15 protein-coding genes are annotated in these 20,054 nt (G+C 45.7%); 8 read left to right on the top strand and 7 right to left on the bottom strand.

The window, feature by feature from the left end:
• Window positions 1–56: 56 nt before the first annotated feature.
• The 4 genes from G5B00_RS15075 to G5B00_RS15060 are packed head-to-tail and all read right to left on the bottom strand — an operon-like array spanning window position 57 to window position 5,263.
• Window positions 57–1,196 carry a cytochrome-c peroxidase gene (locus tag G5B00_RS15075; protein WP_163877248.1) on the bottom strand — a complete coding sequence of 380 codons (1,140 nt, stop codon included), beginning with the start codon at window positions 1,194–1,196 and terminating at the stop codon, window positions 57–59.
• A gap of 41 nt (window positions 1,197–1,237) precedes the next feature.
• A complete protein-coding gene (locus G5B00_RS15070) occupies window positions 1,238–2,782 on the bottom strand; it encodes a DUF6850 family outer membrane beta-barrel protein (RefSeq protein WP_163877245.1) in 1,545 nt (514 codons plus the stop codon).
• 18 nt (window positions 2,783–2,800) lie between these two features.
• Window positions 2,801–4,168 (bottom strand): DUF4876 domain-containing protein, encoded by a 1,368-nt coding sequence (locus G5B00_RS15065; protein WP_163877242.1) that lies wholly within the window; start codon window positions 4,166–4,168, stop codon window positions 2,801–2,803.
• A 21-nt stretch (window positions 4,169–4,189) separates the two neighbouring features.
• A complete protein-coding gene (locus tag G5B00_RS15060) occupies window positions 4,190–5,263 on the bottom strand; it encodes a TonB-dependent receptor (RefSeq protein ID WP_163877239.1) in 1,074 nt (357 codons plus the stop codon).
• Window positions 5,264–5,513: 250 nt separating this feature from the next.
• Here G5B00_RS15060 and G5B00_RS15055 point away from each other — a divergent pair, with 250 nt between their 5' ends.
• Entirely contained in the window at window positions 5,514–5,666 is a 153-nt protein-coding gene (locus tag G5B00_RS15055) for a hypothetical protein (RefSeq protein ID WP_163877236.1), read from the top strand.
• A 59-nt stretch (window positions 5,667–5,725) separates the two neighbouring features.
• Entirely contained in the window at window positions 5,726–6,295 is a 570-nt protein-coding gene (locus G5B00_RS15050; RefSeq protein WP_163877233.1) for a transposase, read from the top strand.
• Between the two features lie 88 nt (window positions 6,296–6,383).
• On the opposite strand, the gene G5B00_RS15045 is transcribed toward G5B00_RS15050, so the two are convergent.
• Complete coding sequence (locus G5B00_RS15045; protein ID WP_163877230.1) at window positions 6,384–7,718, bottom strand: GH1 family beta-glucosidase; 1,335 nt, start codon at window positions 7,716–7,718, stop codon at window positions 6,384–6,386.
• Window positions 7,719–8,051: 333 nt separating this feature from the next.
• On the opposite strand from G5B00_RS15045, the gene G5B00_RS15040 reads away from it, so the two are divergent.
• From G5B00_RS15040 to G5B00_RS15015, 6 genes are all read left to right on the top strand, one after another.
• Window positions 8,052–8,651 carry a transposase gene (locus G5B00_RS15040; protein ID WP_163877227.1) on the top strand — a complete coding sequence of 200 codons (600 nt, stop codon included), beginning with the start codon at window positions 8,052–8,054 and terminating at the stop codon, window positions 8,649–8,651.
• Window positions 8,652–8,667: 16 nt separating this feature from the next.
• The gene (locus tag G5B00_RS15035; RefSeq protein ID WP_163877224.1) at window positions 8,668–8,901 is read left to right on the top strand and encodes a VF530 family DNA-binding protein; all 234 of its coding nucleotides are present in this window, start codon (window positions 8,668–8,670) and stop codon (window positions 8,899–8,901) included.
• Window positions 8,902–8,952: 51 nt separating this feature from the next.
• Window positions 8,953–9,396: a DinB family protein gene (locus tag G5B00_RS15030; protein WP_163877221.1), complete on the top strand. Its 444-nt coding sequence runs from the start codon at window positions 8,953–8,955 to the stop codon at window positions 9,394–9,396.
• Between the two features lie 149 nt (window positions 9,397–9,545).
• Window positions 9,546–9,902 carry an NINE protein gene (locus G5B00_RS15025; protein WP_163877219.1) on the top strand — a complete coding sequence of 119 codons (357 nt, stop codon included), beginning with the start codon at window positions 9,546–9,548 and terminating at the stop codon, window positions 9,900–9,902.
• 316 nt (window positions 9,903–10,218) lie between these two features.
• Entirely contained in the window at window positions 10,219–11,241 is a 1,023-nt protein-coding gene (locus tag G5B00_RS15020) for an LLM class flavin-dependent oxidoreductase (protein WP_163877216.1), read from the top strand.
• Window positions 11,242–11,251: 10 nt separating this feature from the next.
• Window positions 11,252–12,985: a M61 family metallopeptidase gene (locus G5B00_RS15015; protein WP_163877213.1), complete on the top strand. Its 1,734-nt coding sequence runs from the start codon at window positions 11,252–11,254 to the stop codon at window positions 12,983–12,985.
• 157 nt (window positions 12,986–13,142) lie between these two features.
• Here the strand turns inward: G5B00_RS15015 and G5B00_RS15010 are convergent, their stop codons facing one another.
• Both G5B00_RS15010 and G5B00_RS15005 read right to left on the bottom strand, forming a co-directional pair.
• A complete protein-coding gene (locus G5B00_RS15010) occupies window positions 13,143–13,646 on the bottom strand; it encodes a hypothetical protein (RefSeq protein WP_163877210.1) in 504 nt (167 codons plus the stop codon).
• A 287-nt stretch (window positions 13,647–13,933) separates the two neighbouring features.
• Window positions 13,934–19,840, bottom strand: a complete 5,907-nt coding sequence (locus G5B00_RS15005) for an alpha-2-macroglobulin family protein (protein ID WP_163877208.1) — start codon at window positions 19,838–19,840, stop codon at window positions 13,934–13,936.
• Between the last annotated feature and the right edge of the window lie 214 nt (window positions 19,841–20,054).

The raw sequence follows: 20,054 nt of genomic DNA, 5'->3' as shown, positions 1-20,054 counted from the left end.
ATACAATGCTCATGGAAGAAAATCTAGACCAAAAATACTTTAAGAGCAGATACATCTTACTTTGGCAATTCTGTGGGCCGTCTCATCTTATATTCTGTCGCCGTGACCGCTTGGAGAAAGGCGATCACGTCCCGTATCTCTCCTTTGGTCAATTTCAGGGGTTTCATCAAGGGATCCGTCACGGGCGCCAGTGGGTCCGCAGCTTTGACTTCCGGCTTGGCCGTATTCATTTGCATCCCACTGTTGTACATGTTCATCAGACCGGTGATATTGTCAAAGAGGCCATTGTGCATCCAAGGGTCTGTATTCATGATATCCCGAAGCGAGGGCGTACGGAACTTGCCGACATCATCCGGATGACCGGTGACATTGTACCTTCCGAGGTCCTCGTACTTGCGCTTATAGTAGGTCAGCCCTATATTGTGGAATTGTTCATCGGTGAGATACTGTCCATGATGGCAGTTCATGCATCTTGCCTTGGTTCGGAAGAGATGCATACCCTGTATCTCCTGATCCGTCAACATCTTGTATTCGCCTTTCAGGAAGCGGTCAAATCTACTCTGACGGCTACTGATCGTCCGCTGAAAGGCTGCTAATGCCTGCGCGATATGGTCAAAAGTTATCTTTTCTGTGCCGTATGCATTTTTGACCAATGTACGATAGCCCTTTATTTTTCTTAGTTTTCTGGGCAATTTAGTGGGATCCATAGCCATTTCGTCGTGCGCTTGGATCGGGCTTTTGACCTGCTCCTCCAAGGTTGTGGCACGGCCATCCCAAAAGAAAGTCTTACGTGCATGCACATTGAGCAGGCTCAGCGTATTTCTACTGCCCGTCTGGTGGTCATGACCGACCGAGGTGGACAGCTTGTCTGCCCAGGAAGTCTGTGGGTTGTGACAGGTACTGCACGATATCTGATTGGATCCGGAGAGCCTCGGATCGAAGAAAAGCATACGCCCCAAGATCACATCCGCCTGCTCCATCATTCGGAAATAGGAGGTGTCAAAGTTGGGTAGCGGTGCAAACTCTTCCCACATCACTCCTGTATCAATGGAGGGCTTAGGCCACTCGGCTACCGGGCGTGCATAGACAGCCCGCAAAGAGTCCTGGGCCCCATCGCGGATTAGGTTCCATGACCCAAATGAGATACTAAGAAGCATCAATAAACCTAATAATGCTATGACATATATTTTTTTCATCTCTCTCTTTATGACACCATATCGCTAGACAAAGGTATGGATTAGCGAGCATTGATATACATACGCACACCCAAATTAATATCTGTCCGCTGTCCGCTCGGATCAAAGGCCGGCAAGAAGTTGTCATCCAAGGCACTCTTGTCGGACCAGGAGTAGTCTACTCCCCCGTAAAACCCGATGTTATTTTTTCCAAATAGCCGAGTCATGTACTCGGCATCGAATACGATTCCCGACTTCTGTAAGCGGTAGTAATGGTAGTCTGTATTGACGACATTCCTCACAAAATCTGTCGTGGCCAACGCATTGTACCTGAAGTTGACATCTCCCGGCCTTGCTATATAGGGACTCAGCCCTAGTTTGTATGTATCGCGGATTCCCTGACGTAAGTATAGATTGGCAAATACCTGTAGCCTCAGGGTCGCAGCATCCAACTGTACATCCGAAAGCAGGTCCTTTCGGTCTATAATTCCATACCCGACGGCAGCTCCAAACTCTTTTGCAAAGGTCTTCGCTTTGTCCAATTGTACACTATAGCGCATACCGGCATTTCTTTCATCTACTCTATAGTTGACGATCTTGAGGCTCTTCGTCACCGGGAGCGAACCGTCATAGCCATTGCTATTGCCGTATGCCAATGACAAAGTATGCTGTGCACGGTCAGATGACCGGAACAGCACGTTCACCGCAGCATGAGAATTGTATAGGTTAAAGATAGCCCTCGGCCCTGTATACTGCGCAGAAGACTTGGAATAATACTGATTCGTATTGTGATAGTACTCATAGCTATATTCGGCCTGTACGATCAGTTTGTGCAACCGTACCTGATAGGACACACCGAATCCCTTGTATGTATCGTACTTATAATTGGTAGCACTGTCTCTAGAGGGGCCACTATATCCATAGCCATAGCTAGGGTAATATATCCGCTCGGGATATAAGGATGCAAATTTAAAATTATCGTTGATATAGTCCACCTTGACGGTCTCGTCGGCCCTACCCAGATTGATGAAAGCGGCGGCATCGTGGTTTCCGACGTGTACCGCTATGCCGGGCTTTACCTTGACGATAAAGCGGTCGGACTTGAGCCTGGGATCTACGGTACCCGCAGTCCAGTGCTTGTGGTAGTCTATATGGATATACGGAGACAGGTATCTATTCAGCCGATAATCTACCGAGGCATTCAGGATATAATTCTGCCTACGGTAATGCCCGCTTTTGGACGCGTATGGATAGTAGGTAGTCAAGGGATCCAGGTCATTGCGCAGGCTATTGGACAGGCTATCCTCCTGCTGATTGTTGAATTGGAAGATCGCCCCGATCTTGAACCGCCCCAACCGATTGAACCCTTTGGCCGTAAAACCGATCACACGCTTGTCGTAGGCCTGTTGGGCCATACGCAGACCACCACGGTCGTACTGCTGGTTGAGTTGTAGTACCCCGTAGCTGTCTGTTTCCGCTCCAGTCGTAAATATGGGCGAAAGGATAGATCTGCTTATCCAATCTCGATTCTGCTCAAACACGTACAGTGAATCTGTTCTACCTTGGGACAGCCCCAAAGTAGAACAGCACAATAATCCTATAGCCATGAAGAAAGCTCTCATTCATCAGTCCATGAAAGAATCATCGCCTTTGTACGGATTGGCCTTGGTAAAATAGCCAAAATCGTTTGTCGAGTTGTTGGTATCCTTCAATATCCGGCGTCCATTGACCGTCTTGAGGGTCTTGCGTATAATGGACTGGCTGGAATACGGGCCACCAGGGACTGAGGTCGCTCCGGCATCAAACCGCAAAGGCAACCGGCGCGGAATACGATCACTGACCTCATATTGTTCTATCTCTACCGCATCGATGATATATCTGGCCGGCAACTGCGGGTACTTTGTCGTCTTATCCGTGATAGTCCGGGTGATAGGTGTGGCAAACGCAGCTATATTGTTCAGATCAAAGCTCTGATCCACCTTCATCAGCACAAACGATTCGCGGGCTTGGGGAGGGAAGTACATATCATTCATGCTCAGTTTAAAAAACACCTCTACGTTTGGCACATCGACATTGTCCACATCATTAGCAAAAGGAGTTGCTTCCGGGTCCAGCTTTTGTTCGTACGGCAGGAGCCACGCTTCAAAGTCGGCACCGGTCAGGTCCACAGTCAGTTCAGGCTTCTGTGCACCGATAGTTACGCCATTGTTATTGACATAGGATCCGGCATGGTTCAGTGCCGATCCGGCCAGAACGAAGCTCTTGCCGGGCAATACCGGGTATTTTTTGCCCGTGCCGTCGCTCGGGATCATGAATATTCCCTTGGCATAGACATAGTCCTCATTGGCATCATCCGACACATTCATCCCGATGGATTCGCTCCAGTCGAACTGGTTGTTGGGCAATGAATATTCATCGTTATTCTTGTTTGGTTTGCCATATGCCAGCACGATCAACAGACTGTCCGCGTAGAGGGTCTCATCTGTATTGTTATAGATTTCGATAAAATTGTCGCGATTCAAGGCAGCATCTTTGGTATGTGACCCTACATAGTAGATCTGCTTGATGACAAAACCACCTACCGTCTCGGCGGCAATAAGTTTTACCGTGATCTCCTGATTCTGATAAAAGCTTTGACTGCTCACCGTATAGTTTAACGTAAAATCGTCTTCCCTATTCACCCCTGTCAGCTCGGCGTACGTCTCCGCCGGAATAGTCAAGGTCACATTGATGTCATAGATACCGGGCACCAATTGATGCAATAGTATTTTACCATCTGTATCGGCCTTGACATCATAGGTTTGGCCATTGCTTTTGTTGACGAGTTTGATCACGGCATCCTCATAGGGCACGTCAAACCAGACTTCTTCTTCATTTACGGTCAGCTGCACAGCGATATCGACGGGCCTTGCTTCGTTAACATCGTCTTTTTTACAGCTCGCGACGGTGAAAAATACCGCCAACACTAAGATTAGGATTTGATTTGTTTTCATATATGATTATTTTTATGATAGTTACAATTTAAGGCTGATTCCCCCGGTTATGCTCAGGGGCGCGTTGTAGGAGACGATCTGCTCCACGCCGTTGCCCGTCTTGTCAGCGCGATTCAATAGGCTGTTGAACGTATTATATGTCGTGATCGCTATACGGATCTTTTTGCCGATCTCCTTGGCGACGGACAAGGAAAAGTTGGCATATATTATTTTCTGTGCACCGCTTGTTAGTTCAATATTCCTCGGAGGCAGACTGGGACCATTCCCACGCTCTATGAATACCATATGCATGTCTTGATCCAGATAACCTAGAGCTTCCTGATATTCGTTCTTATGCAGAGAACCATAGTTGTTCTTCCAAAAGATATCCGTGTTGGTCATGATGACGAATCCCAACTTAGGTATATGTGTCGTGGTATTGAGCTTGCTGGTGAGTATATACCTCTTGCTATACAATTGGGGATCGTATAACACATACCATATATTGTTGCCCTGATAGCTTACCGGTGTCTTGAGGTACAGTGCATCGTAATTGCCGACATTGTTTTCTTTGGAAATGATGTACGAGGTGCTGGTCGACAGCGAGGTGTGGATATACGGGATGCGAGGTATGGATACTGACCAGTCAAAGCCGTATGTATACGAGCTTTCGGTATTCTCGATCGTGTTGTACGTGATGTCTTTTATAGTCTTATAGTCTCCTGTCTGTTGGTAGACGATTTTCTGGAGATCATCATCGGCATAGTAGTCGTACACAGGTACGGTGATATTCATGTAGTTTGCTCGGCTATTGAAGCCATCGCGTACATTTTTGTAGTAGGCATTCAAGCGTGCACTGAATGATTTTTCGTTGTAGCCTAGGTTAATTTCGGCCTGTGAGTTGCGCATGGGCTTCAGATCGAGGTTGGAGGTCTGCATCTTGTGCGTGTACACCAGGTAGACCGGGCTATATTGGGTACTCGTAGCGGTTACGAGCGGGATGTCCAGCCATGCCGGTGTCGGATAGATCTGAGCCAGAGTAGGTGATTTTGCCGATATGCCATAGGCCGCAGCTACGTTTAGTTTTGGGGTGAGGCTCACTTGTGTACTATTCATTGCTAGGGTTTATCTTTTTTATGATCACAGGTATAGTGAGTGTCGTATTTGACTTCTCCAATTGGTCTTCCCTTTTTCTGTGGCTAGCTAGCCTAATACCTACTTATGTATTTGATGAAACACTTAATAGAGAACGATTTATCAAAAAGTTAAATGATAAATTCCAATGGAACGAAGTAAACGAAAAAGATCATCCTAATGAAACACTCTGATCACGAACGAGAAATCATACGCAGCTATATTGAACCATATGGTCAAAAATGGATTTGAGCTAGTGGAAACACTCGAACGAACAGATACATATTCGGGTACGGGAGGTACGTCGGGGATTGTGTTTATAATGAAGAAAAAGATGATCAATGATAACGGTGGTGAGATTTCCCATAACGGAAATAAGCAGTGAAAGATATTTGTTTTTCAAGGGACTGTTTGCTAACTTTAGTGTGACCAACAGGACCTAGCATGACCGATCTCTATAAGAATAGATACCGCATCCCCTCCGCAAGAGCACAATGGTGGGACTATGGTACTGATGCAGCATACTATGTCACGATCTGTACTAAAGATAGAATGCCATATTTCGGAAAAGTCATAGATGGAATGGTGCAGTTGTCGGAGATTGGAGAAATGGCACAACAATGTTGGTCGGAAATACCTGTGCATTTTCCATTTGTCATATTAGATGAATTTGTCGTGATGCCAAACCACATACACGGAATTCTGGTGATTGATAAAGGGAATACCGATAACAACGGCAACGTAGAGACGCAAGATTTTGCGTCTCTACAAACGGATCACACAAGGTACAAACCCGTGGTCAATATATACGGACCACAGTCGAAGAACCTAGCGTCCATTATCCGTGGATTCAAAATCGGGGTAACCAAATCAGCAAGGGTGATACACGCCAATTTCTCCTGGCAACCCCGATACCACGATCGGATAATCCGTGATCAGGCTGAACATGAACGTATCACATCATACATCCAAGACAACCCCATTAATTGGGGACAGGATGAAATGTATGTGTAGACTGATTGTGTATATTCGTGTATAGCTGTTATTTTGAAAGACCGAACGTAGAAAAATGAACCCGGAACATCATTACATAAAGCCCCATCTATTTAAGAAAATCGGCATACCAATGTCCCGATGATTTTACGATACGCTGCTGGCTCTTGAAGTCCACGTATACCAATCCAAATCTGGGATGGTACCCTTCGGCCCATTCGAAGTTGTCAAGAAATGTCCATACGAAATACCCTTTGACTGCTACGCCTTCCTGCTTCGCCCGAAATACCTGCTCGATAGCTTGCTGGATATAGTTTAGCCTTCTGGGGTCTTCTACTTGATTATACTCTACCTGATCGGTAAAGGCTGCGCCATTTTCAGTAATGATCAGGGGAGGAATGTTGTCATACGCCTGAAATTTTTTCAAGATATGATAGAGAGATTCCGGATAGACCTCCCAATTCATGGAGGTCAGCTCCACGTTGCGCTTGCGTGCACTCACGATCTTTGCCTGTAGAAAAGGGACAAAAGTAGCATGCCGGACCACCTCGCGTGTATAATTCTGGACACCGACAAAATCCATGTCGAAAATCAAGTCTTTCTCATCGTGTTGCTTCATGTATCTCTCCACTCTATTCAGCACCTTGATTTCGGCCGTGGGATAGCCCATACCCAATAAAGGTTCTACAAACAAGCGATTGAGCAGTGTATCTGCTTTTCTGGCAGCCACCACGTCTTTCTCCCTCATCGTATAAGGTTCTACGTGGGAGCACGAAAAAGTTGTCCCTACGTGACTGTCTTTCTGTAGTGACTTGATCACCCGTGCGCCATGAGCCTGCGAAAGTGCCGTATGGTGGACAGCGGCCAGAAAATTATCGAGCCCCTTTCTGCCGGGGGCATGCACACCGAAAAAATAACCGGCAGCGGTAAATACGGTCGGTTCGTTCAAAACGATCCAGTTCTTTACGCGGTCCCCAAAATGCCGCACACAGATAGATACATACTGGCCAAACCATTCCTTGATATCGCGGTTTGTCCACCCTCCTTTCGTTTCAAGCGCATGGGGCAGGTCCCAATGATACAGCGTCACCCAAGGGGTGATACCCAGCTCAAGGCAAAGATCGATAAGCCGATTGTAGAAATCGATCCCTCGCGGATTGACCTCCCCGACACCTCCGGGGAGTATGCGGCTCCATGAAATGGAAAACCTATAATTGGGAATATGCAGGCTAGCCATCAGATGCAGATCATCGACATAGCGATGGTAGAAATCGCAGGCCGTATCGCCGTGATGGTTTTGGAAGATCTTGTTTTTCTTCTGTACAAAAACATCCCAGATCGAAAGGCCTTTGCCATCGTCCCTGCTGGCACCCTCTATTTGATAGGCCGCGGTAGCAACACCCCATGTGAAATCATCGCCAAAGGCTTCCTTAGTTAAAAGCATGGATCATAGTTTATTTTTGAAGAGACCACTTGCTATCCTCCGATCAGATCTTATGGAATCTAAGCGGAGAATAGAAAGAGCTGAATCGTGTCAGAAACAAGCGAAAGACAATCTTTTGGAAGAAGTAAATGACCGTTTTCATCGTTCAAATGTATTAGTGCACATATAAAGTAAAGGATTTTTTGTGACCAATACATGAACAGTACGTTAATTTTTGATGAATATTCTGATTCTATGCTCACAGTGGAGTCCGTAGATGCTCTCTTTATGGCAGTATTTATTGCATTTCAAGAATTGTCCCTTATCTTTAAATAGGACAAATAGATATCAAATATGGCCAACCTATTTCAGAAAACATACCGTATATCCTCTGCCAGAGCCTCATGGTGGGACTATGGTGCTGATGCGGCATACTTCGTCACGATCTGTACTAAAAGTAGAATACCGTATTTCGGAAAAGTCATAGATGGAATGGTGCAGTTGTCGGAGATTGGAGAAATGGCACAACAATGTTGGTCGGAAATACCTGTGCATTTTCCATTTGTCATATTAGATGAATTTGTCGTGATGCCAAACCACATACACGGAATTCTGGTGATTGATAAAGGGGATACCGATAACAACGGCAACGTAGAGACGCAAGATTTTGCGTCTCTACAAACGGATCACACAAGGTACAAACCCGTGGTCAATATATACGGACCACAGTCGAAGAACCTAGCGTCCATTATCCGTGGATTCAAAATCGGTGTTACCAAATCAGCAAAACTAATGCACGCCGATTTTGCCTGGCAGTCCCGTTACCACGATCGCATCATCCGAGATCAAGCGGAACATGAAAGAATTGTATCGTATATACAGGATGATCCACTCTATTGGCAGGATGACGAATGGTATATAAATGAAGATCATTATAAATCAATATTAAAATAACTATCTTTATGATGTGATGCAAGAACAGATAAACAATCCACTACACGGAAAAAGACTGGACACCATCCTCGAAAGCCTTGTCGAGTTGTATGGGTGGGAAGAGTTGGGAAGAAGAATCCGTATCCGATGTTTCAATGACAATCCCAGTATCAAATCGTCATTGGCTTTTTTAAGGAAAACACCTTGGGCACGTGAGAAAGTAGAAAATCTATACCTCAGGGCAATCCTGAAAAATAAGAACAGGAGGTAGTTTGCCATGAGCGGGGCAGGTAAATCGATAATAAATAAAAGCCATAGGCAAATGGAACAGTTTCTGAGAGAACTATTTGAATACAGCCATCATTTTAATCAAAAATTGGCTGATGTCTTTTACAACAGTCCCGACAAGACATCTGAAAAAGCAGTGAAAGTGTTTAACCACCTGTTGAACGCCCATCAGGTCTGGAACAACAGAATCGAACCGAAACAGGCTGCTTTTGGAATTTGGGAACTGCACCCAGTACAACACTTAAAAGACATTGACCAAACAAACTACGAACAGACTTTGCAGATATTGGACAGGTTTGACCTGAACGAAACCATTGCTTATTCGACAAGCAAAGGACAGCCATTTGACAATCGTATCCGAGACATATTATTTCATGTCATCAATCATTCGACATATCATAGGGGACAGATTGCCACAGAATTCAGAAGGTATGGCCTTGAGCCCTTAGTTACGGACTATATTTTTTACAAGCGGTAAAGACTAACGGATATATGGCGTATCAGACAGCCTCTTGACAGATTTATTCGTTTACAAATGACGAAAAGTACGGAAAATTGAACTGTATTTTGAAAGCAGAATGTTAAATTTGGATAAATATTTAATAGAAACAGTTATTTATCATAGATATGAAAGACAAAGTAACAGCTGCGCTATTGGCATTTTTCCTAGGTGGATTTGGCGTACATCGGTTTTACCTCGGACAAACAGGATTAGGTTTCTTATACCTCATATTTTGCTGGACTTTAGTTCCTGCTTTTATTGCATTTATTGATTTTATTGTTTTCCTCACGATGAGTAAGGAAAGCTTTGACATGAAATACAATCGCACCTATATACCTAATCAGGTCATCAACAACTATATTCCTACTCCCCCTCATCAACAGAGCAATGTTGCTTCCGAAATCGAGAGGTTGCACGGATTAATGGAAAAAGGAGTCATTACCCAGGCCGAATTTGAAGAAGCAAAAAGAAAGATGCTGTAGATCGATTAGACAAGTTGGCTTCCCTTTCCGAGATGGCCGTGCGGCAGTATCTGTAGATTAGGAGTAAAACCAAAATAACTTCAATAACCCCTGTCGCAATAAGGATTTGACTTCAAAAAGACAATGGAGAGTAGTGTCCGAAAAATAATATTTGCTAGATTTCCTCTATAAAATGCTTTCAATGGCTGAGGAGAACCGAGCTTGCGAGCTCACCGCAGGTAAATCGATAAATTCATTTTATATGCAGGCGCAATTATATTGCATATCAAAATGAATTTATCTAAGTTTGGTAAATAACAGATACGATCTTGCCATCATGAAGAAAATAGGATTCTTATCATTTGGCCACTGGGCCGACCATCCGGCTTACAATACGCAGACAGCGAGCGACACCCTCCTTCAATCCATTGATCTGGCGGTCGCCGCAGAAGAAATAGGTATCGATGGCGCGTATTTCCGGGTGCATCATTTTGCCCAACAACTCGCATCACCTTTCCCGTTATTGTCGGCCATCGGAGCGAAGACCAGCAAGATCGAGATCGGCACAGGGGTGATCGATATGCGCTATGAAAATCCGCTGTACATGATCGAAGATGCCGGAGCGGCGGATCTGATTTCGGGTGGTCGCTTGCAGTTGGGTATCAGCAGAGGCTCGCCCGAGCAGGTCATCGACGGATGGCGCTATTTTGGGTATGAGCCCGCCCAAGGCGAAACAGACGCCGATATGGGACGCCGTAAGGGTCTGGAATTTCTGGAAAAACTAAATGGTGTTGGATTTGCCCAGCCTAACCCCAACCCGATGTTTCCCAATCCTCCCGGACTATTGCGATTGGAACCGCATTCTGAAGGATTGCGTGACCGCATCTGGTGGGGTGCCGGCGCCAATGCAACCGCTGTGTGGGCCGCAGAAAATGGCATGAACCTGCAAAGTTCTACCTTGAAATTTGACGAAAGCGGCCAACCCTTCCATATCCAACAAGCCGAACAGATCCGTCTATACAAGGAAGCGTGGAAAAAAGCAGGACACCAAAGAGAGCCCCGGGTGTCGGTAAGCCGTTCGATCTTTGCATTGGTCAACGACCAAGACAGGTATTACTTCGGACATGAGGCTGACCGTACAGATAAAATCGGTATGATCGAAGCCGATAAACGTGCTATCTTCGGCAGAAGCTATGCTGCCGAACCTGATAAGCTCATCAAGGAGTTGGCGCAGGACGAAGCTATCCAGGAAGCGGACACCTTGCTATTGACCATTCCCAATACATTGGGCGTAGATTACAACGTACATGTACTTTCGGCGATCTTGGAACACGTAGCGCCGGAATTGGGCTGGCGGTAAAATTGATAAGATGATGAACTCAAGCATTACATTTCGCCTTTCCTTTCCCGAATGTCAGACACATTATGTGAACGTCGACATGCATATACAAGGATTTTCTACACAGAAACAACTGGACGTCAAAATGCCGGTATGGGCTCCCGGGTCCTACCTCATCCGGGAATATGCCAAGAATGTAGAACGATTTTCCGTACAGGACGAGCAGGGAATAGATGTCCTTCACGAAAAAACGGACAAAAATACCTGGCGGATATGGACCGAAGGACAAGATGTGCATATACGTTATAGCGTCTACGCCTTTGAGCGATCGGTGCGAACGAGTTTTATCGATGCGCAACACGCTTTTCTAAGTCCCGTTGGTATTTTTTTCTACATAGATGGCCACCTTGCCCATCCTGCCCACATCATGATCGATCTGCCTCCTGCCTGGAGCAAGATATCTTCGGGACTTCCCAAAATAGCGGAACAGACTTTCTATGCCGAAAACTTTGATATCCTCTACGACAGCCCCATAGAAGCGGGCAACCAAGACACTTGGCTCTTTGACGTAGACGGCACCCTGCATGAGTGCTGTATGGTCGGCAAAGCGGATTATGACCGTGATCGACTGACAGCAGATATCACGACCATCGTACGGGAAGAAAATAAAATCTGGGGATCAAACCCCAACGATTATTACCTCTTCATCACCCATCACTCACAGAGTGGCAGTGGTGGATTAGAGCACCTGAATTCGACCGTGCTGGCAACACCCCGATTCCACTATGCCAATCCGGTGACCTATAAGGCGTACCTCAGTCTGGTCGCCCATGAATATTTCCACTTGTGGAATGTCAAAAGACTACGGCCTAAAGCTCTTGGACCGTTCAACTACAACGTGGAAAACTATACTACAGCATTGTGGATCATGGAAGGTTTTACGGCCTATTATGACAATTTGATCATACGGAGATGTGGTTTTTACGACGAAAAGGAATACCTGCAACAGTTGGCACAGGATTTCAATACGGTCTACAACCGTCCGGGCTATACCTTGCAAAGTGCCGCTGCCGCCAGCTTTGATGCCTGGATCAAACAGTACCGACCGGACGAAAACTCGCACAATACCTCCATATCCTACTACAACAAAGGAGCCATGCTGGCCGCCGCATTGGACACCAAGATCATCGCACACACCGAGGGACACAGGAGGTTGGACGATGTGGTCCGGGCGGCGTATGAAAAATTCTACCTCATAGAAAACCGTGGCTTTGAAGAGGCCGAGTTTCAGAGGCTGGCCGAAGAAATCGTAGGAACGGATCTTTCGGACATCTTTCGGGCGGCACATGAACTTGTCGAGTTGGACTACAACCGCTATTTCCATGCAGTGGGGTACGAGCTCATCGACAGCAACCAAGAGAACAAAACCTTGTCATTGGGCATCAAGACCGTGAATAACGACACACGTGTCATCATCAAAAATATAGACCGGGATTCAGCGGCATGGCAGGCAGGGCTCAGCGTGGACGACGAGCTCATCGCTATCAACGACTATCGGATCGATGGAAACGGTAAAGCGATAGACCATGTACTGGCCACTGTGCAGGCTGGAGACGAGATCCGGATGATCGTGGCCAGGGACGGTATTATCGAATACATCCCCGTGACATTACAGTATGCCAACAAAAAATCCTTTGTGATCCAAAGGATGGAATCAGCCTCTGACGAACAAAGGCGATTGGGGGATATATGGTTATCGTTGTAGAGACGCGATTATCTTCGATGAGCTCGCTACGTTCGGTTAATCGCGTCTCTACAATGAAATACATTAAAATTTATACAAACGCTGGCGCACGAATCCCTTCGTGTGCCTCGAATAAACAAGCACACGAAAGGATTCGTGCGCTAACATGAGAAATACATTAAAATTTATACCGGATCGTAAACCCTATAGGATCGATCAACCGGATGGAAGACTCTTGAATAAAGTCCAGATAAGGTTTTGCATCCAACGATAAGGCCAGTGGTGTATCGGGGATATCGTATGCGATACCGATCACGCCATCTACACTCAACAAAAGACCGGAAGAAGAAGGGATCGTATTGCCGTCGGAATCTTTATAAGACTTATATTGGACACTCCCGAAACTCCCTCCAAAACCGTAATACCAGGAAAAATTATCGGCCAAAGGCTTGTGGTATTGGTATAGTCCCACGATACGGAAACGGCTCGTGCGGGACGAGCTTTGCCAGCTCAATATCCCTTCCAATGCACGGCTTTCATGCAAGGTGTACCGATAGCTGATCCCCGTAGCACTACCAAAGCGCACGCCAGCAGCATGTTGGGTATCCAGTTGAGCGTATGAATGTTGGCAAAAAAAGAAGAATACAACAGCAAAAATGGAGAAACGTAAGTTATTTATCATACAAAGTTGTTTTTTATATTTTCAGTGTCCATGCAAACTTAGATAAATTGTCTTTTATATGCAATATAATTGCATTACATATAAAAGCAATTATTCATGATTGTATGTTTCCAAAGGTATTCATGAGCACTTCGTGGTTTATCGATTTACCTGCGGTGAGCTCGCAAGCTCGGTTCTCCTCTGCCATTGAAAGCTTACTTTTAGAGGAAATATACAATTCTACAATTTCATAAAGACAAAAACCATACCTAAAAGTAGAAGCACGATTTAGTCGCGCCTCTACAAGTTTACTCCCTGATCGTCAGTACCACATTTTCCGAACGGGCTTGTACCGACGGATCGTACATACACGCTACGGTCGTGATGCCCGAATTGAACACTCCCACATTGTTGGCCTTGACTTCATATTCAAATTCACGCTTGCCTTTGCCCAGATGGTCAAAGAAGTAATTGGTAGAAGCATCTTTCATCGTAAAATAATACCCCTGCCACCATTGGTAACCCGAAGGACGATAGACCGGCTCGACGCCGGATGGCCGTGCATCTTTCAGATGCACATACTGCAACTCTGCATCGTTGACCACGGTCAATTTGACCTTGATGCGTTCACCCAATTTTGCCTCGGTAGTTGCGACCCAAGCACCGTTTCGTTCGACAAAATATTGCTTTTGCACCGAAATCGCCTGTGTAGAGCGCTCGACCTTCTCCAACGGCAGAAAATATTGGTGCACGATATTTCCGTAGACCGTACGGTCATTGTTATTCTCCACCCTGACGTCTTTGTCGGACTGTAATTCTTCCTTATCGAATGACTTCGTGAATTGGCCCAACACCAGCTTATTGGCTTTGGCTTCTTGCTGATTGACATATACCTTTACGGTATTTTCCATCGCAAAATCCTGTGGATTATTCGCCAACAGCAGCGCATAAACGGCATCTACAGTCATCCAAGTGGTACGCCAGTGGTTCGCTTGCTTGCTGTAGTAAAGCCATTGTGTGATCGCCTGCAATTTGCTTGGGTCATGCAATTTATAGGCTTCGACCATATAGGACTGCAGGCTCGTACTATTGTACCAATTCGCATTGGATTCCCAATACAGCCCTTTGTTTTCGTCCGAAATGGCCTCTTGTACGATACGGTTCTTGAGTTCGCTAGACGTCTTTCCCTGTCCAAAAATCTGGCTGACGATCCATGCTTTTGCAGCAACGCCGGCCGGACGTTTTGCCGTCGTCTCGGAGGATCTGGCCAATATATCTTGTAATTTATGGACTTTGGCCGTATCCACGCCGACGTACGCATTCCAGTATTGTCTTGCATACAGGTAATCCAGTCCGGCCGAATAATCTGCCTTCGGGCCGAACATCGTACTGTCCCTATCCAGGTACTTGGTCAGCTTCTCGGCGGCACTACGGATATCAGGCGTGATCAATGTCTTGTCCAGATACAGTACTTTGCCTAGTATCTCCAGGATACGCGAAGAAATGTAGGTATTTTCTTTTCCCCCCTCAAACCAGGAGAATCCACCACTCGGCAATTGGTTTTTCAGTACCTTGCTTTCAATGACCTTTATTTCATCCTGTATATTGCTGTTGAAAAGAGCAGCAATCGCATGGAGTTTGGCCTCATCGCCTTGGATATCACGCAGCCAAGGCATCTCTTCCAGCTTAAGCTCGCTCAGCGAGGCATTGTCTTCGAGCTTGCCCGTTGCTTCGGCCGTGTGGAGGGACTTGAAATAGTCCGCTATAGCAGGATAGTGCTTGGCAATATATTGCACCATTTTCAACCCAAACCATTTGCTCGTACTTTGTTCGCTGCACTCGTAAGGATAGTTTTTCAAGTAGTCCAATGCCGAAATGATTTCCAGAATGGGGTTGCTCTGCACCTGTATCCTAGCATATAGATTATCCTTTTGCGCGGCATGGATAGGGTAAGTTTGCGCTTCCTTGGCTTTCAAAACGATCTTCTCCGTGTCGGAAACCAAGATACGGTTTGGAAGGACAGGCACTTCTTGCATCTCGCCATCCGAAAACTCGTCGGAAGCTGCTACAATCTTGATATGCACCGATGGATAGTCCTTGGGTACGGTGAGCTGCCATTCGACAATGGTATTGTTGGCCGACTGTGCTTCAAAGGTTTTGGTGCTGTTTTCCGTCACAAAATGTGCCGTAATCACCTCATTATTTTCGGGATTCAGTATCTCGATGCGCGCACTTCCTTTTTGGATGGCTTTACTGAGATTCTGGATCTGTGCTTTGAGGGTGATCCTATCGCCCTCCCGGAAATAGCGTGGAAGATTGGGCCGTACCATCAATTGCTTCTGGGTCTGCGTAAACAACGTTGCCGAGCCGGCTTCCAGATTTTTGCCATGGGTAAAGAGCAACAGTTTCCACTTGGTCAAGGCTTCGGGCGAGTCAAATTCAAAAGATACATTGCCGTCGGCATCCGTGTACAGTGTCGGGTAGAAGAAAGCGGTTTCCCGCAGGTTAGTGCGCGCCTGGACATTATCCAGCTGTTCCTGCTTTTCCTTTCCTTCCTTGGTGGTGATCACTACAACGCCATTGGCACCTCTGGATCCATAGATAGCGGTCGCCGCCGCATCTTTCAATACCTCAATGTTGTCGATCAGACTTTGGTCTATCGAAGCTTGATCAAAGTTTTCGACGATCTCTCCGTCGATCACATAAAGAGGAGCAGTACCTCCTACAGAAGATGTCCCCCTAAGCATGACACTCGCGGATTGGGCTTCGACACCCGCCACGGCTCCCGTCAAACTCATCTTCTTTTGCGTCCCATACCCTACTACGACAACCTCATCCAAGACATTATTTCCGTCAAAATTTGTTCGGAAATAATACCAAGCTCCCGGTTTCCACAGATCATAGCTACGCACAACAGAAAGCCTGTTGTCTCTACTCCTATAAGACAGGGATTTGCGGAATGAAGTGTTGCTAGACGTACTCTGTCTGAATTCATTCAATAAATAACGAAAATTCAGACTGCTATAATAGGGCGTGTGGATGGCAAAACTGCCCGGAAAATTGTTGGAAGCAAATACATCCAATGAGCTGTCGTACATCGTGGCCAATAGCTCGGCCGCCACGTTTTGGTTTTTGTGGCTGACCGTAAAGCTCCATTTTTCCTTTTGTCCGGGTGTGATCTTATCCCTAAACGTCACGGTCTTGATCTCCAGCCCCTTGTCCGTACGTACAACCGGAATGCGAATACTGACCTGTGCAGCCTGATTGTTGCGGACAAAGAGTGCCGAAAATTCGACCGTAGGCGAGATCATGTCCTCGCGTAGCACAAAACTGTAGGAGGCTTGACCATCCCGCCAGGTAAGTACCTGCGTATCTTCTTTGATATTGCCTATGGACGGGAACAAGAAAAGATTGTCGGCACCGGCTACATCGGTATAAAAACGTATGGTCACCTTGTCTCCTATGGTATAGCTGTCTTTGTCCAAGGCATAACTGAAAAACTGGTTTTCATTCGTTTTGCGGGTCTTGGCATCATAGACATAGGTCGTCGCCGAAGCCCGGACCGTATCGTTTCCTTGTACTGTGAATGCTTCAATGCTGTATCGTCCTTTGGTAAATAGATTGGAGTCCAACGCTACCAGGGATGTATCCCGGGTATCGAACGTATAGGACTGCATGTATTCTTTGGTGCCTTTCTTTAGGGTAAGCGCATCAAAATAATGGGGAAAGTAACGTTCGTACTCGTCATTGTCCAGCAAGTGGTATTCGGTATTCTGGAAATACTGCTCATAGACATCGGACAGTGGCTTTCGGTGTTCGCCTATTTTATATATATTGACCTTTCCGGCAAATTTCAAAGGCTGACCATTTTGGTTGGTCGTCCGGATGTGCAATGTGCTCCACCGCTTCTCTTCGACACTGTATGCCGACTGGACGGCTATCCGCCAGGGCTTGGTCGAAAAAGCATATGACCCCGATGCACTTTGCATCTCGCCCGAGGGAGTGCTGACCTCAGCGGTATAAGACAGTGAGAAATCGGTCAAACCTCGAAATATGGTATCCATCAAAGGAACCACGATCTTAAACCTACCATCTGCATCCGTGATCGTGACCGTATCAAGATAATTGATGGTCCTGTACTTGTATTGTTTACCGCCGTAAAATTTGACCGTGTACCGTACCGTCGCATCCGGCAGTTTGGCTCCGGCGAGAGATTCTGCTTTTCCGACAAATACAGCTGTATCCTTCAGCGTATACGTTTCCTTATTGGGCTCAAACTCCACTTTGAACGTCGGTCGTTTGTATTCCTCTACCCGCAGATAATGGGTATCGCTGCCTCCTTCTTTGGCTTTGACCTCTAATCGAAATGTCCCTGCCAATGTTCTGTTGGGCAACTTGAATGTACCGTTTGCCGAACCAAAAGCATTGGTAGTCAATTGTAAGGAATCGATCTTTTGACGGTTGGCATCATACAAAAATACATCTATTTCCGTATTGTCCATGACCTTCCCGGTCAGCTCATGGTTGTTGTATACGATGGTCTTGAAATAAACCGTCTGTCCCGGACGATAAATAGCACGATCCAGCATTGTCCGAAAACGTGTACTGCCTTCTTCTGTATTATTCTTTTCGTTGTAATGTTCGGGTATATCGTCCAATTCCATTAAGGCAATGAGCTGATTTTCTTCGGGCAGGAACAACTCACAGTCGTCCAGATCTTGTTTGGATTTCCGATCGTTCGCTTTGTACACAAATTCACCCTTTTGATCTGTCTGTAAGGACTGGATCAGCTTAGGGGTTTTCGACTCCGTATCGTAGAGCTGCACCTTTTTATGGGCATGGGGTCGCCCTGTTTTGCGATGGACCAAAAGCCCTTTGTATAAATCAAACTTTTCCGTTTCCTTGTCCATTGAAGCACTAATAAACATATCCGTCACAACAAGCGTCGAGCTGACGACTGTTCTTTGTTCGCCATCATTTTTGAATTCTTTATTATTGGATGCAAGTATGATATAATTGCCATAAGGCAGTGGATTCAGTTTGTAAATGGTATGATGCGCTTTGTGGTCATCAAATGCCTTCAATACCATTTGTTCCTCGTATCGGACGGAGGCATCCACCGATGTCAAGAAACTAACCGAGTCGTATTTGACAGTATATTGTTTGTAGTTTTTAGGGGTATTGGTCGTATTGTACACACGTATATACAAGGTATCTACATTTTGAGCAGTTAGTTTGATCGGTGTATATTCCTCGGAGGGTGCAAATACGGCGTGTTCTAATGATAATGTTGCCTGCTTGATCTTTTTTTCAAGACCTTTGCTGTTGGCTATCCACGACGATTTTGGATATTCGTCCAATGCACGATGGATATATTCCAGTGCCTTTGCTTTGTCACCCTTTGAATTGTTATACCATTGTGCTATCTGATAAAGCAGGTAGGCATTGTAATGAGATTTATGGTTTTTGATTACCTCTTCATAGGATTTAATAAAATCTTCTGATCCATATACAATATCGCGGGTGAGCAGATACGAAGTCGCACTACGATAGCCGTATTTTTTATTGACGGCCAACAAATGCCCGTCCAATGCTTTGACTTTGTCCATGGCTTCTTGCCTGTCGGAAGACTGTTTCAGAAAACCTATATATTGGTAGGCCAGGAAATGGTATATTGTGGGGGTGAGAATGAGGTTATATCTTTTCTCCAACAGTGGTGTCCAATGTTTGATAGAACTCCCGATCAGTAGATCCTTTTCTTTGAGAGACAGGCTGAATAAAGAATCTACGACCCGGTATTTTGTCTTGGCATCTGCTGCAACGAAATCATCTGAACTATCGGATAGGTACCGATTGGCATTGGACCATAGAAACAGTGCGTAGAAATTTCGAAGAACAGCTTTTTGCAACGTATCGCCTTGACGGATGGCTTCCTCCAAATGTCTTCGGGTCTTGACAAAGGTCGTATCGTCCGTATTATTGACCTTCATCACGCGGCTTTCGGCCAATACCGCACGGATCCATTCGGCCTTATTGCCATTTTTACGGGCAGCGGCTTTGATATCGGCCAGGATAGGCTGTGTCTGTTCGTAGTTTTTTATGGAAATAAGCCTTTCCACCTTTTCCCATCGTTCGATGTTTGTTTGGTCGGCATGATCTTGGGCTACGAGGGCTAGAGGAAACAAAAAAATGAATAATCCAATCAGTTTTTTCATGATGAGGCAATAAGTTGTCAAAGTATAAAAAAAATCATTATCGAACAAGGGATGCAGGAATGTTTGGAATTCCATAATGGAAAAGGAAAAAATATATTCATTTCATCTGTACTTTGTAGAGACGCAATGCATTGCGTCTCTACGGCTAGCAATAGGAATGATAATTGCTATATCATATTAGTATTATTACTTTTTTTAGTATTTTTATGTATTC

Source organism: Parapedobacter sp. SGR-10 (assembly GCF_011030405.1).
In the GTDB taxonomy this organism is placed as follows: domain Bacteria; phylum Bacteroidota; class Bacteroidia; order Sphingobacteriales; family Sphingobacteriaceae; genus Sphingobacterium.
This window is presented reverse-complemented; position numbering and strand designations above follow the sequence as displayed.